General features: G+C 48.6%; 6 protein-coding genes. 4 read left to right on the plus strand and 2 right to left on the minus strand.

Annotated features, from left to right (window positions below; translation table 11 throughout):
* Nucleotides 1-157: 157 nt before the first annotated feature.
* Nucleotides 158-7,792 (minus strand): malectin domain-containing carbohydrate-binding protein, encoded by a 7,635-nt coding sequence (locus PSE7367_RS02455; protein WP_015163780.1) that lies wholly within the window; start codon nt 7,790-7,792, stop codon nt 158-160.
* A gap of 8 nt (nt 7,793-7,800) precedes the next feature.
* On the opposite strand from PSE7367_RS02455, the gene PSE7367_RS02460 reads away from it, so the two are divergent.
* The 3 genes from PSE7367_RS02460 (at nt 7,801) to PSE7367_RS02470 (ending at nt 12,751) form a co-directional block, all read left to right on the plus strand.
* Entirely contained in the window at nt 7,801-7,983 is a 183-nt protein-coding gene (locus tag PSE7367_RS02460) for a hypothetical protein (protein ID WP_015163781.1), read from the plus strand.
* Between the two features lie 625 nt (nt 7,984-8,608).
* A complete protein-coding gene (locus PSE7367_RS02465; RefSeq protein ID WP_015163782.1) occupies nt 8,609-9,904 on the plus strand; it encodes a glycosyltransferase family 4 protein in 1,296 nt (431 codons plus the stop codon).
* Between the two features lie 48 nt (nt 9,905-9,952).
* Nucleotides 9,953-12,751 (plus strand): DUF5682 family protein, encoded by a 2,799-nt coding sequence (locus PSE7367_RS02470; RefSeq protein ID WP_156800324.1) that lies wholly within the window; start codon nt 9,953-9,955, stop codon nt 12,749-12,751.
* 53 nt (nt 12,752-12,804) lie between these two features.
* Here PSE7367_RS02470 and PSE7367_RS02475 read toward each other — a convergent pair whose 3' ends face one another.
* The gene (locus PSE7367_RS02475) at nt 12,805-15,495 is read right to left on the minus strand and encodes a valine--tRNA ligase (protein WP_015163784.1); all 2,691 of its coding nucleotides are present in this window, start codon (nt 15,493-15,495) and stop codon (nt 12,805-12,807) included.
* 502 nt (nt 15,496-15,997) lie between these two features.
* Here PSE7367_RS02475 and PSE7367_RS20010 point away from each other — a divergent pair.
* On the plus strand, nt 15,998-16,705 hold the full coding sequence (locus tag PSE7367_RS20010) for a type IV pilin-like G/H family protein (RefSeq protein WP_015163785.1): 708 nt from the start codon (nt 15,998-16,000) through the stop codon (nt 16,703-16,705).
* Nucleotides 16,706-16,811: the final 106 nt, after the last annotated feature.

Genomic DNA, 16,811 nt, shown 5'->3' on the forward strand with positions numbered 1-16,811 from the left:
TTCCGGTCACGGCTATAGCTATAGCCCATTGGATTGGTTCAGGTCTACGCAGCGCCCCCAACAAGAATGGCAGAAGCTACACCCATAGAGAAGGCTTTCATTAACTGCAAATAAGCTGAGTAATTAATTTAATTATCAGTATTATTAGTTAATCATATCAGGCCAGGGCTCGGAAACCGTTGGTAATCGTGGAAACCTGACCACCACTATTAACCACAATGTCTTTTAGTCCTGCACTACCCAGCGATGGCAACACCCCTTCAATCCGATTACCCGATACCGAGGTGATCGTGACTTCCACCCCACCGATCGTAACTGTGGTATTACCCACGTCGCCGGAGAAATTAGCACCACCAATTACAAACGGCGCACCACCAGCGCTGGGCGATCGCCAGGGGTAGATGTCATAGGCAGTCACACCCACCGCCGCCGCATCTATCGGCTTGGACACGGTTAGATTGTCGTCGGAATAGTCAACGCCAATGATCACGCCACCAGGACCAGTGATTACATCCAGAGCAGTGGACAGGTCGGTGAACTCAGTGGTGCTATCAAAGGTGCCATCGGGTGCAACACCAAAGCTATATAGAGTTTCATTCCAGTCCTGTGCCAGGATATTGCCGCGCATTTCACCATTAAAGGTGGTAGCCCGATATTCAGTAATGCCATTGGTGGAGGCATCCACGATCGCCAGTGGCGCTTCATATATACCCGGTATCGATGGCTCATTAGTGCTGAAGTAGATATTTTCCGATCGGCTTGGATTGGGATGGCCATAGTAAGCTCCCGGCAGAATCAGGTTCACTTCATCATCCACATTCACATTCTGACCTTCCGGGGTAGGTCCAAAACCACTATTGGCACCATTATCAGTGGCATAGAGACGGCCATCGATCGTCCAGACCAGGTCAAAGGCATTACGCAACCCAGTGGCATAGATCGAGATATCAACCCCTGGTACTACAGTCACCAAGTCGCCATAGACCTGATTAGTCGGATCGGCATCCGGTGAGGGAGCTGCGCCCGCCCACTCATATTGGATGTTGCCATTAAAATCAGGCGCATTGACATCAGCAATCAGGATCGCTGCCGCCAGAGGTGATTCAGGTAGATCGCCAATTTGTGGCCATTTTACGCCAGCATTGGTATTCCCACCCTGGGCGATCAACAGATTGCCACTGTCATCAAAGGTGAGGCCATTTACACCATGATCGTGGTTCGAGGTGGGCAAGTTGGTAATTACAGGATCGAGGTTAGCGAAGTTGGCACCGGATAGTAGCGATACCTGGCCAGTATAGGGCGAGAATTCACCGTCTGGAATTTCCGCGCCACCATTTACAAATAACTGGCTATGAGCCACATACAATTGCGGATCATTGTGGTCGGCAAAGGGATCAAAGGCGATGCCCAGGATATTGGCATTAGTCAGGCCAGCGATCGCATTGATCTCTTCAGTCGCAGTGACATTGTAGTCATCATCAAAGGTATAGGCTTTGATTTGGCCGGCGATCGAAGCGACATAGAGCCTACCATCGGGTCCCCAGGTTGCTTGGGTTGGCCCAAAGCTATCAGTACCAGCGATCGCGGTGGTGGTGAACTCGATCGGCACATTATCAAAGCTATAGGATACATAGGCAGTATTGCTCTGGCCGTTGGCAGTTTCAATAATTACTGGTACGACCGTGCCGCCGGGTGTTGGTGGAGCCTGAATCTGGATTTTATTCCCATCTGTGAGCGTATAGTCAGCCGGATCTAGCTCAACCCCATCCCAAATCACCTTAACTGGATTCGCGCCAGTGGTATCAAAGAAGCCAAAGCCATTGAGGGTGACAGTACCACCAAAGGCCGGAACCGTAGCTGGCTGCGCCTGGGTGGGCACATTATTAATAAACGGCAATAAACTGCTCTGATCGTGGCTGAGACTGCCGGGCACAAATGTAGTTGGCGTGGCATCGTCGATCGCCACCAACACCTCGGCCATCAGTGGTGCAGTGTTGTCAAAGGCAAACCGACTTTGCAGGCTATAGGTCTGTCCCTGGGTGAGTTGAATATCATTGGGATTGACCTGATCGAGATCGCCATCCAGGTCAAAGTCAATGTAGAACTGGCGATCGCTGCCACCCTGCAACACAAAGTCATAGGAACCGGTGGTGGTTGCCGTGAACTCACCATCCATCGCCACGACCACATCACTATTAAATGGTGAACTACCCAGGGTGCTAGCAGACTCACTTACCGCCATACCTGGCAGGGCTTCCACATGGTCAACATCAGTTAAATCTGGTAGTGCCGTCACACTATCGAGCAAGGTGGCGATCGGCGCGTCGGCACCAGAATAATAGCGGGCAAATGTGCCACTCACCTGATTGACGGGATAGATATTGACGATCGCATCACCGGTTAGTACCGCTGGCGGATCTTGGCTATCTTGAATGGTCAGGCTCAGTTGATGTTGCCCCAGCCCCAGGGTGGTGGAAATATCCGCATCGGCAATATTATTGCCCCGTTCGATCACAGTCGAGCCATCGCGGGTCCAAGTCCATTCAGTCAAAACCTCACCAAACTCACGTGCCTGGGATTCACTCCCCCGCACATTTACTACCACCACACCATCGCCATCGTAGTCAACTAGGGTGGTGGGTACGTCCATTTCTACAAATAATTCTGGCAGCAGATCGGGGCTGACTTCAACCACCTCGATCGCGGCGATCGTTGCTTCACCCTGGCTGGCGGTTAATTGAATATCCAGTACCCCATCACTAACTGGCACCTGGGTCATAAATTCAATCAATGCTTGATCCTTGGCTCCACCCGATTGCTGCCACACATCCAGATCACTGCGCAGCACTTGGCCTTCTACCAGAACAGTGAATTCCCGCTGGCCAGGCGCATTAAATATGGTTTCGGCAAAATTAAGATTGACATTATATGTGCCAACGTTATCTACGGGAATAGCATAGGCAAAGTTACTGCCACTACGTCCAGACTGGAATAGCTCGTCGGCAGTGGTGTTACTAATGGTTGCGGTGGTGGTATAGATGCTGCTGGTGCCACTATTAAAGCTATCCTCAGCCCAAACCTTACCAAATTCATCGGTATATTCACTACCACCCACATTTACGCGAATCCCAGGCGGTGGCTCGATCGGGGTAATGGCGATCGCTGAAACTTTGGCCGCATCGGCACTAGCCACAAAATCAAGGTCTAGGGCTCCATCATTGATGGAAACATTAAAGGTCTGGCTATAGGCAGCATTCTTACCTACCTGGGCATATATATCCAGGTCATCAACAAAAAGTTGACCTTCAGCAGAGACATCAAAGACGCGATTGCCAGCCGAATTATGATATAGCTCGGCAAACTCCAGGCTGACTTGATATTCACCATCCACTAATGGGATCGTGTAGGCCAGATTTGCATCGTAACGCTCGGTTTGATAGAGCGGATCATCTACTGTGCCACCAATATCACCCGAAGTGGAGAAGGTCTTACCATTAACGAAGTCCTGATCGGCCACCCATTCCTGATTCAGGATATCGGTATAGGCACCGCCGCCAGCATTAATTAGCAGGGCATTGGGGTTACCAGGATTGCCACCACCACCGCTGTTGTCTTCAGTTACCGCCACATTGAAGCTGGTTTCCACAAACAAACCATCGGTGTCGGTAGCTCTGATCGTAAGCGCAGAAGTACCCACAACTGCTGTAGCGGCATAGGTAAGAGTTAACTCACCCGTGGTGGGATTGATCGCCGCATCATCAAACAAAGTGGGATCGCTGTTGTTTTCGATCGAATAAACTAAATCGACATCCGCATCCTCAAAGTCATCAAAGGCAGCAAACAAATCAACCACACTATTCACCTCACCTTCAACCACCGACAGATCACTAATACCAGAAGTGGTGGGCACTTGCGGCGGCAGGTCACCCACCGGAGCAATGGCGATCGCTGACACCTTGGCATTATCGGCACTGGCCACAAAGCTGAGATCTAATACCCCATCATTAACTGGGATCATGAAGGTTTCGGTATAGGCAGCATCCTTACCTACCTGGGCATAGATATCCAGGTCATCAACAAATAACTGCCCTTCGGCCAAGACATCAAAGACGCGATTGCCCGCTGAATTATGGTAGATTTCCGCAAATTCTAGGCTGACCTGATACTCACCATTAGCAACTGGGATTTCATAGGCAAAGTCGCCACCATAGCGCTCAGTTTGATAGAGAGTTGGATCATCTGTGTTGTAGATGGCATTAGAGCCAGAGAAGGTCTTGCCACCAGTTGAATATTGATCCGCTGACCATTGCTGATTGAGAGAATCGGTGTAGCTATTACCACCAGCATTGATCAAGATTGTGGGCGGATTAACAGGGCCACCGCTGTTATCTTCCGTTACCGCCACATTGAAGCTGGTTTCCACAAACAAACCATCGGTGTCGGTAGCCCTGATCGTAAGCGCAGAACTACCCACAACTACTGTAGCGGCATAGGTTAAAGTCAACTCGCCAGTTGTAGGATTGATCGCCGCATCATCAAACAACGTAGGATCGCTGTTGTTTACGATCGAATAAACTAAATCGACATCCGCATCTTCAAAGTCATCAAAGGCAGCAAACAGATCGACAACACTATTCACCTCACCTTCAACCACTGATACATCACTAATACCGCTGGTGGTGGGCACTTGCGGCGGCAGGTCACCCACCGGAGCAATGGCGATCGCAGAAACTTTTGCCTGGTCGGCACTGGCCACAAAACTTAGATCTAATACCCCATCATTAACTGGGATCGTGAAGGTTTCGGTATAGGCGGCATTCTTACCTACCTGGGCATAGATATCCAGGTCATCAACAAACAATTGACCTTCGGCCAAGACATCAAAGACGCGATTGCCAGCCGAATTGTGATAAAGCTCGGCAAACTCCAACGTTACCTGATACTCGCCATCTGCCACTGGAATTTCATAGGCTAGATTTGCGTTGTAGCGCTCGGTTTGATAGAGCGGATCGTCGGTAGTGCCTGAGATGCCCTGTGAAGTGCCGAAGGTTTTACCGTTGGTGAAGTAGTCGTCTGCTACCCATTGCTGATTGAGGGAATCGGTATAAGCACTACCACCAGCATTGATCAGAAGTGTAGCCGGATTGCCGCCACCACCGCTGTTGTCTTCAGTAACCGCCACATTAAAGCTGGTTTCCACAAACAAACCATCGGTATCGGTGGCTCTGATTGTTAAGTCAGATGTGCCCACAACCGCTATAGCAGCATAGGTTAAAGTCAACTCGCCAGTTGTAGGGTTGATCGCCACATCATCAAACAGACTCGGATCGCTGTTGTTTTCGATCGAATAGATTAAATCCGCATCCGCATCTTCAAAGTCATCAAAGGCGGCAAACAGATCGACCACACTATTCACCTCACCTTCAACCACCGACAGATCACTAATACCAGAAGTGGTTGGCACTTGCGGCGGCAGGTCACCCACTGGGGCAATGGCGATCGCTGATACCTTGGCATTGTCAGCACTGGCCGCAAAGTCTAAATCGAGAATCCCATCACTGACTGGGATCGTGAAGGTTTCGGTATAGGCGGCATTCTTACCTACCTGGGCATAGATATCCAGGTCATCAACAAATAACTGCCCTTCGGCCAAGACATCAAAGACGCGATTGCCAGCCGAATTGTGATAAAGCTCTGCAAACTCCAACGTTACCTGATACTCGCCATCTGCCACTGGAATTTCATAGGCTAGATTTGCGTTGTAGCGCTCGGTTTGATAGAGCGGATCGTCGGTAGTGCCAGAGATGCCCTGTGAAGTGCCGAAGGTTTTACCGTTGGTGAAGTGTTCGTCTGCTACCCATTGCTGATTGAGGGAATCGGTATAAGCACTACCACCAGCATTGATCAAAAGCGTAGCTGGGTTGCCACCACCACCACTGTTGTCTTCAGTAACCGCCACATTGAAGCTGGTTTCCACAAACAGGCCATCGGTATCGGTAGCTCTGATTGTTAAGTCAGATGTGCCCACAACCGCTGTAGCAGCATAGGTTAAAGTCAACTCGCCAGTTGTAGGGTTGATCGCCACATCATCAAACAACGTGGGCTCGCTATTTGATTCGATCGAATAGATTAAATCCGCATCCGCATCTTCAATGTCATCAAAGACTGAAAATAGATCAATGACACTATCTACCTCACCTTCGACCACCGATACATCAATAATGCCGCTGGTAGTTGGTGCATTATTCGCACCCAGCAATTGCAGGATCTCAGTATCAGCCAACAAACTGGTACTGCCATCACTATCGGTAACCACAGCGGTGAAGTAGTTCAGGCCAGCTTCAGGATCGGTGTTGGTGAGGGTAACGGGGATATCAACAAAGCCAGTAGAGCCAACAGTGGCGCTTTGCTCATCCACACTCACGATCGCATTGGCTTCAAACGGATCGAGATCAAACCCACTACCATTGTCGGTAAAGAGGGCGGTTTCAAACTGCAACAATGACACATCAGCACCGACGGGCGCGCTGACTCGGATTACTTGATTAGCTATTTCGGAGGTGTCGGGAGTAGTGATCCCACCCAAAACTTCGATCGTAGGCGCGGTTGGCAATTGCTCCTTGACGATCGCTTGCGAACCAACTTCACTATTGGGAATGCGATAGGTTGCTGCGGTGTAGCTATTCCCATCACTGAAGTCAATGGTTACGGTAGTGCCAGCCAACTCCAGGCCGGAAACACTGGCGGCGTGATTTGGGCCTGGTGCAGGTAACCCCTGGGTACTGGTGGGATCATTGTCGATCGAGAAAGTAAAAGTTTCACCGGGGTCAAAGTCGGTGAACACAATTTCCAACGCATCATAGCCAAAGGTGCTATTGCCATCATGGGGCGCTAGAAAAGTATGGGAATCCTGCCCCGTTGCGGATTCACCACTATCGGGCGTAAAGTCTTTACCGATCGGATCGCCCGCTGTACCAAATGGGTCGAAGATAAGATCTGGCAGAATCGCCGTACTAATGTCAATTACAACCCGCTCAATTTGAATGCCGCTATCGGAATTGTTACTAATTTGAAATGAGCCACTGGAGTAGGTACTACTGGTGACAATATTATTATCGGGCGGCTCGATCACCAGTTCAGCCTGGGCGATCGTGGGCAAGATGTCATTGAATTCCTCGGTGAATGCGGTGCTAAATGCCGTAGGGCTTTCGATCGCGCCAGTGGTTACCTCTAAATCCCAATCGCCACCCAGCAGACTGCTACCAGTCAAATCATCTGAGGCGGCCACATCTGCACCACTAAGCTGACTGAGCGACTGCACAAAACCTAGTCCGGCTTCACCCTTGGCCACATTGCAGCCATATAGCAAAATATCGGCATCGGCAGTGAGGGAGTTTTGCCAACCGGCGATCGCCTCGCTGTAGCTATCAATGGTCTCTTGGCCTAACCAACTGGCTCCTAGTTGCATCCCCCCACTGGCAGCATGGGAAATAATATGGATCGCCGAGACCTGGCCAAACCCTTGACCAAACCCGCCAAACCCACTGAGATACTCGCCAATTTGCGCCACCCCATCCCGATCGGCATCGAGGAATACCACCTCTAATCCTGGCAAGGCTCCAGCCGCAAAGTTACCAGCACTGGCCGCCCGCTCATCCACAAATACCACTCCACCGAGTTCACCGGAATTTAGTCCAGCCCCTTGAGTGAAACCCTGGCTCAAAGCTGTTGTGCTGGAATTTATACCGGGAAATGCAGCGATCAACTCAGAATTAGTTTCTAGGAAAGACATAGGTGGCAATGGGAAGAACAACTAAGAAAATATCTGAGGAGGTTGACAGCATTAGCTATCAAGTGCCTGAATTTACACTTGCCCTCATTGCAAACATTAGCGATAAACAGTGGAGTGAATGTAGAGGGAATGTGCAGAGATTGTGGAGAGAGGTTCAAAATGGAGCTGTTTTGAAAACCATTGAGCATTAAAAATCCACCAAACATCTATCCTGATTGGTTCACAAGCCTGACAGGAAACAAATATTCAGATCTACTGATGGCGATCGCTAGGCTTGATTTAATAATTTCTTTAGCAATTTGCCTCTATAATTTAGAAGAGAATAACCTTATATAACTATTCAAAAAGTAATCACTAAGATTAGAAATTTAGTGGTAGAAATTTAAAGAAGACTGGCGATCTGAATATTCTGGATATCAAGCTTTAGACTTATCTACGCATAGAACTGATGTAGTAATCGACCACGTTAATTATGATTGGTCGCACTCTTGCAAAAGAGCTATCACAATCGCAAATCAAGCATCAAATTCTTTGTGGTGGACTAGTAGATCGACTGGCATATTCTGGCATATTAAGGGGCATTAATTGGGATAAGGTAAATTGAGGCAGATTTACCGATGCCATGCTGGGATTGTGATGGACGATCCCCAAGCAATTAATAAACAAATCAATAGACTACTTGCGCAAAACTATAAGCAGGTGATGTTTTAGCATTCTTTTAGCTACTAAAGCAGCAAATCATCCTGGTGAGGGTAGGCGCAACCTAAGTTATTTGTGTGGCGATCGATAAGTTCATTAAATCCAATCTATTAATCTATGAGAGTTTTACACCTAGCCACCCATGAAGGATCGGGAGCGGGACGCGCTGCCGGCAGAATCCATTTAGGTTTGCGCCGCGAAAAATTTGATTCCCATATGCTGGTGGCTCAAAAAAGCTCAGAGCTGCCAACCGTCGTCAAACTCGATCGCTATCGTACTTTCTTCAAAAAAGTACAAGCCCGCCTCTTTGGACGAGAATTAAGTAAGCGACTGGGGCAAAATACTACCTTCTCGATCAATGCCACTGCTTCCCTGTTGCGATCGCCCATTGACCAAATTGCCCCAGATCTAATTAATTTGCATTGGGTGGGTTGGGAATATTTTAAGATTGAAGACCTGGCCAAATTGCAAAAACCTTTGGTGTGGACATTACAAGACATGTGGCCCTTTACGGGTGGGTGTCACTATAGCCAGGGTTGCGATCGTTATTTGCAATCCTGTGGCAATTGTCCACAACTCAAGGCCAACCAGGAAAACGACCTATCGCGCTGGGTATGGCAACGAAAGGCGCGATCGTGGCAGGATTTGGATCTCACCATTGTTACGCCTAGTACCTGGATGGCTGATTGTGCCAGGGCCAGTTCTCTGTTTAAACAGTTAAGGATTGAAACGATTCCCTTTGGCCTGGATACGCAAATATATCGACCGATCGATCCACAGCTTGCCCGCCAAAAATTGGCATTGCCCACCAATAAAAAATTAGTGCTATTTGGCGCATTGAGTGCCACTCAGGATCACCGCAAAGGTTTTCATTTATTGATTCCTGCCCTGACAAAGCTAGCTCAATCGGAATGGGGCGATCGGATCGAATTAGTGGTTTTCGGCGCTTCCCGCCCCGATGAGCCGATCGATCTGGGGTTCCCAACTCACTATTTAGGCCAACTCAACACCGATGCAGCTTTAACAGAAGCCTATTCAGCCGCAGATGTGATGATTGTACCGTCGGTTGAAGAGGCATTCGGCCAAACCGCTTCGGAGGCATTGGCCTGCGGCACACCAGTGATCGCCTTTCGTGGCACTGGCGTACAGGATATTGTTGATCACCAGCAAACGGGCTATCTGGTTAAACCCTATGAGGTGGAGGATCTCGCTGCTGGAATCGCCTGGGTCTTGGATGCTGATCCAGAACTAACCGCCAAGCTACGCTATCAATCTCGGCTCAAAGCAGAAACGGAGTTCTCTTTGTCAGTTCAAGCCCAGCGCTATTTAAAAATCTATGCTGAGCTAGCAAATGCCGATCGCCAGGAGCGATTGCCTCAAGCGATCCCCGTTCTTACCAAAGAGTTTTCTTAAATCTGGATTAGGATTGTAAAGTAAGGTATATGGTGAGCAACCAGAAAGATGACCGGAGCCAGGATGGAGCGATCGCCAAATACCAAGCCAAATACCAAGCCAGATCAAGAATCAAAGCAGGATTTAGATCAAGAACTAGAGCAGCTATTTGCAAACTTGATCAGTGAAGATTTAATCTTCTTCCCCATTCGCCACCATAGCCCCGCCTGTGCCTGGCATTTGCAAAAACTAATTAGCGATTGGCGACCGGCTCGGATTCTGATTGAAGGCCCCAGAGATATGAATGAGCTGGTGACTCATTTGCTCAAGCCAGAGACCCAAGCACCGATCGCAGTGTTTACTACCTACATCGACCATGCCCAAAGATTAGGAGAGCTACCGGAAGAACTGGCAGCAATGAGAGCACAACGATTTGCGGCCTATTATCCCTTTTGCGACTATTCGCCAGAACTGGTTGCAGTACGGGCAGGGAGTGAGATCGGAGCCAAGATCCAGTTCATTGATTTGCTGTATGCCGAAAAAGTGATTGCCAGCTATCTGCAAGCTGAAGAAGCGGAAGAAGAACAGGATGACAATCGCCCTGAGCCTTTAGATCAAGCGCCAGATCAAGCACCAGGGGAAAACTCAGATCGCCCTTCCCATCAGGTGCAAACCCTCCTGGAAGAGAACTATTTTCAGCACAGCCAATACTTGAATGCCCTGGCAAAAAAAACAGGTTGCCGAGATGCTGATGACCTATGGGATCATATGTTTGAGGCCAATTTCTTGCATTTGCCCACAGCTAAATTCATCCAAAATGTGGCCGCCTATTGTTGGATGGCCAGACGTGATTCGTCCAGGCAATCGCTGGTACAGGATGGCACGATCGCCCGTGAGGAAGCTATGGCAGCCGCGATCCAGTTAGCCAAAAAAGAAATCAAAAAGGAAGTGGTAAACGCGAGGAAGAATGCAAGCAAGCAAAAAGAGGGATCAACAGATCTAAATGATTACAACCATAAAATTTTGGTAGTTACTGGTGGGTTTCACACGATCGCCCTGCCTGATTTGATCAAGCAGAAGTTGCCCAAACAAAAAAAACTGAAATTAAAAACAGAAGAGGCGCAGACCGTTTTAATGCGCTATGGCTTCGAGCAATTGGATGCCCTAAATGGTTATGGGGCGGGAATGCCATCCCCAGGTTATTATCAACGGTTTTGGGAACAGTTGCAGCTAGATCCTACTGAACCTCTCAGCGAAACGGCTAATCAGATTCTAGTGGAATTAGGAATGCGATCGCGCCTCAGCCTTGATCACAACAAGAATAACGAATCTCAAAAAGAACAAAAAAAATCTGAGCAAGAATATTCCCTGCAATCGGAACCACAACCAATTCAAGGATTGTTGCCTCTTTCTACCGCTGATGCGATCGCGGCTTTGACTCAAGCTAGGAGTCTGGCAGCATTTCGTGGTCACAGTGGTCCTACCCGCGAAGACTTACTCGATGGGGTGCGAAGCTGCCTAGTAAAGGGAGCAATGGATGCGGAAGGGGTGGTGTTAATGTCACTGGTGCAGCAACTTCTGCGCGGCGATCGGATTGGTGAATTGCCCGATGATGTGGGCATTGCGCCGATTGTGGCAGACTTCCGACAGCGATCGACTAAACTCCGCCTCAGGGTCAATAATTCCACCGCTAAATCCTCTACCCTGGAAATTTATCGCAAACCAAAGCATCGCCACACCAGTCGCTTTTTCCATACTCTGGCATTCTTGGAAGTTCCCTTTGCCAGGTTAGTTACAGGGCCAGACTTCGTGCAGGGGAATCAACTCGATCGCCTTCAGGAAGTGTGGGAATATCGCTGGGTGCCACAAACGGAAAGCACCTTAATAGAGCGATCGCTTTATGGGGCTACAATCGAAGCAGCCGCGATCAATCGATTGCGACAAGCAATTTATGATCTAGAGCAGGAAGGGAGGGCAAGGTCAGCAATCGAAGCGGTCAAGATGCTCACGATCGCTTGTCGGATGGGGTTACATGCCCATGCAAGTGGGTTATTGAACTTGATTGCTAGCAATATTGCCGAAGACCCCGAATTTAGTTCCCTGGTTGATGCGGTGGCGGAATTATTATTGTTATGGCAATCGCGGGAACCACTGGCAGCACAGGGCTTAAGCCAAGTTAAGGAGTTATGTGCGATCGCCTATCAACGGCTCTGTTATCTGCTGCCAAATTTAGCGAATTGCGCGGAGGAGATGGTTAATGATTTATTGACCAAGTTCTGTGCGGTGCGTGAATTTTTATACATGACCGCGAGCAATAATAGCCAGAAGCAAGACCCAGAGGAGATTTGGCTCGATCGGGAACTTTTCTATCAAGGGATTGAATTGTTACTGGACTTACCTCAAGGACAACCAGCCTTGCAGGGAGGCGCAGTGGGAATTTTATATAGCGATCGGCGGATTACAGAGGAGCAAATCATGGCGATCGCTACAGCCTATTTAAATAGTTCAGAAGCGGCTCCTAGGGTTACGGCTGAATTTTTGCGTGGGTTGCTGAGAACCTGCCGCGAGGTAGCCTGGAACCTGCCCCAATTGTTGCAAGTAATTGACCAACAATTGCAGTCCTGGGAAGAGGAAGGCTTCATGAAGGCACTACCGGAATTCCGACTAGCGTTCGCCGATCTTACTCCCCGCGAAACCGATCGAGTGGCGGCGCTAGTAGCTGGCCTCCATGATGAACAGCACCTGGGCGATCTCACTGAACGGCGATTAACTGAAGCCGATCTGCAAATGGGTTTACAAATGAATCAGTTATTAACAGATTCACTCAAGCAGGATGGTCTATTGGCGTGGATTTCAAGTAATAGTTAGGGCGATCGCCAGGATATCAATCTACCAATCATTATGCGAACTGCTATAAGTCATTAATTCATCTGTTGCAATTGTTCCAATCGCCCAGTTAGAATCTGTGCCTGTTGTTTTGCTTCCTCTAGTTCCGCTCTGGCTCCCTCGACAATATGGGCAGGAGCCTTTTTAACATACCCTTCATTACTCAATCGGCCTTGCAAAGAAGCAATGTTGCCATTGAGTTTGCCCAGATTCTTTTCCAATCGTTGCCGCAACTGAGCCACATCGACCACTCCGGTTAATGGCACCAATACTTGCACCGTACCGACCACTCCAGCCATAGTCTGTCCCAAATCCGCTGGCACGGTTTCCACAATTTGCAACTCCTCCACCCTGGCCAGGTGCTTGATATAGGCTGCACCTGCTAGGCAGGGATGCAATTCATCACCTTCACCCTGCAATACTGCTTTGATTTTCTGGGAAGGCTTGATTTCTAGTTCCGCGCGTAAATTCCGAATCACCCGAATCGCCTCGAAGATCGAGTTAAACTGAGCATCGATCGCACTATCAATCAAACTATCCGCCGCCTCTGGATAGGGCTGGATCGCCAATGGCTTTTCTGCCTCACTTGCGACCGCGCTCCAGATTTCTTCGGTCAAATGCGGCATATAGGGATGCAACAGCGCCAGGGTTCCTTTCAGCACATGTAACAATACACCCTGGGCAATCGCCTGCGATCGCTGATCTTCACTTTGCAATCTAGGTTTGACCAGCTCAATATAGTAATCGCAAAACTCATTCCAAATGAACCCATACAGAGTCCGTGCTGCCTCACCCAGGCCATATTTAGGGATCTGTTGATTCACCATCTGAGCCGTTTGATTGAAACGAGAAAGAATCCAGCGATCGCATGATTCCAATTCAGCTAGAGCAGGTAATTTGGGGCGATCGTCCCCCAGATTCATCAACACAAACCGCGAAGCATTCCAAAGCTTGTTGGCAAAGTTCCGCGCTGACTCCACCGTAGAAGATTCATCGGTTTTGCGATTGTAATCAAGGCGAATATCCTGCCCCGCGCCCACCACTTCATTGATCAGGGCATAGCGCAAGGCATCAGTGCCATATTTATCAATTAGAACTAAAGGATCGATGCCATTATTTTTAGTCTTCGACATCTTCTGGTTATTCTCATCCCGCACCAGACCATGAATATAAACATCCTTAAAGGGCATTTGCTTAGTAAAATACCCCGCCATCATGGTCATTCGTGCCACCCAGAAGAAGATAATATCAAAACCACAGATCAACACACTGGTAGGATAAAACGTCTCCAAATCCTCAGTTTGCTCTGGCCAACCCAGGGTTGAAAAAGGCCACAGCCCTGAAGAGAACCAGGTATCGAGTACATCTTCATCCTGCACCAGTTCAACCTCGCGGCCTAGTTTAGCTTTGGCCTTAGCCTTGGCTTCCGTTTCATTGTGAGCCACAAAAATTTCCCCTTCTGGCGTGTACCAGGCTGGAATCTGATGCCCCCACCACAACTGCCGCGAAATGCACCAATCTTTGATCTTAACCAGCCAATCGCGGTAGACCTTATGCCAGCGTTCCGGCACAATCTGGGGGGAATTATGTTGGTCTAGCTGCTCCATTGCAAAATCGGCGATCGCCCTGGTTTTGGCGAACCACTGCATCGACAGGAACGGCTCGATCGGCACCTTGCCCCGCTCTGAATAGGGCACAGCATGGACATAATCTTCGATGTGGTCAAGCAAACCCAGCGAATCCAGCTTAGCGACAATATTTTTACGCGCCACAAACCGATCTTGGCCTGCAAATTCACCGCCATTTTCATTGATCGTGGCATCTTTGTTCATCACATTGATCATTGGTAGGTCATGGCGCTGACCGATCTCAAAGTCGTTGAAATCATGGGCAGGCGTAATCTTAACGCAGCCAGTGCCAAACTCCATGTCCACATATTCATCACCAACGATCGGGATTTCCCTGTTCATGATCGGCAACGTGACAGTTTGACCAATTAAATGCTGGTAGCGATCGTCCTTGGGGTTCACAGCCACCGCCGTATCACCCAGCATAGTCTCTGGCCGAGTAGTCGCCACCACCAGATAGCCGTCTCCAGTGGTAAGTGGATAGCGGAAATGCCAGAGATGGCCATTGGTTTCCTGGTTTTCTACTTCCAGATCAGAAACGGCGGATTGTGAGGCGGGGCACCAGTTGACCAGATATTCACCGCGATAGATCAAGCCATCTTCGTACATACTCACAAACGCTTCGATCACCGCCTTCGACAAGCCCTGATCCAGGGTGAAGCGTTCCCGCTGCCAATCCACCGATGCGCCGAGTTTACGAATTTGATTAGTAATCCGATCGCTGGAATCACCCTTCCAGTCCCAGGCTCGTTCCAGAAATTTCGATCGCCCCAAGTCCTGCCTGGTTTTACCTTCAGCTCGCAATTGCCGTTCCAGAACAGTATGTACCGCAATACTGGCATGGTCTTTACCCGGCAGCCACAGCGTATTAAACCCCTTCATCCGGTGGTAACGAATCAACACATCGGCGATCGTTTTCTCAAAGGCATGTCCCATGTGCAAACTACCGGTCACATTGGGCGGAGCCATCATAATGCAATAGGACTCTTTGCTGCTCTTTGAAGCTGCCCGAAACAACCCCTGCTCTTCCCAATAGGCTTGCCATTTGGCTTCAGTGTCGAATGGATTATATTGTTTGGGCAGTTCGTAGGCGGTCATAGGTCTTAGGTTACTTTTTAATACTTAAGTGCTTGAGGGAAGTGCTTGAGGGTAGGCTGGAAAAGATCGGTGGATTTCTAATATAACCAAACTTTATTGTAATCACCAAATTGTAATCACCAATTGGGCTTACGCGCGTAAAGTTCAGCTTATCGCTTGTCAGCTCGATAAATTCGATCAAACGATCGCTGACTAAGCAATGGAGTTCTCAGACGATTCCCAGTGACAGCAAGTTAGAGATTATTACCACCCTTGCAAAAGTCCCTTATTGCCATCCAAGCATCATGATCTCAGAAATTATTCGGGCATTTGGGCAGGAAGTCTATTAAAGATTCTGGTGAACTGGATGCAGTCAGTTGCGAGCAACGTTATCGGTAAGAATTGCGATCGACTCAACCATGATCTTAACCAAAGGGATTTCCATTACTCCTGAGTTATTGGTATGCTCAGTTTGTTTAACAGCATACTTAGTTGCAGTTGCATATAATTTAGTCGCATAAAGATGTCGATCTCAGGGTATACAAAAATAGCGATCGGTCTAGCTCTCTCCTTAGCTTTAGTGGGCTGTAATAATTCGGTTGCCAGTGATGAAGATAGCTCCAATGCTAGTGATAATAGTGAGGCAAGCAGCAATAGCAACGATCAACTAGCAGGGCAATGGCGCGTTACCGATGGATCGGGCGAAACTGCTACGTTTGTGTTTACGCCAGAAGGTAAGCTCTATATCCTCAGCGATACTAACAGCGAGACGATCGAGTTGGATTATGAAAAAATTTCCGATGATCCTACACTGCCCCAGACTACTTCGATCAATACACCCCCTAGCCAGGAAAGTCGCATTGCCAAGGCCAAAGCTGCGGAGGCCAGAAACTATGTGGGCAGCATGAATCGTGCCCAACAGGCTTTTTATTTTGAAAATGCAGCTTTTACTGACGATCTGCAGGAACTTGCTGTCGGGATTGAATCCGAGTCCCAGAACTACAGCTACAGCATTGTGGTTAATCAAAATGGCTTGGTCAGTAATTTAGCGATCGCCAAAGATCCCACCCTGCGCAGCTATGTTGGTTTGGTCTATCAGTTAGAACCAGGTAGCCCTGTCACTGAGGTAATTATCTGCGAAAGTGATAGCGCCACCACTGAAGCACCCTCTTTGTCAACTTATGACGGAAATACTGAAGTGAACTGCCCATCTGGCTATAGTAAATTTTGATCAGTTTGATTAAATTGTTAACTTCGAGCCATAGACCAATTTCTAACTATTAATAAATCCTGGCGTTAATCAATTTGTGCCAGGGGAAAATATATATTTAGATAAG

The organism is Pseudanabaena sp. PCC 7367 (genome assembly GCF_000317065.1).
Lineage (GTDB): Bacteria > Cyanobacteriota > Cyanobacteriia > Pseudanabaenales > Pseudanabaenaceae > Thalassoporum > Thalassoporum mexicanum.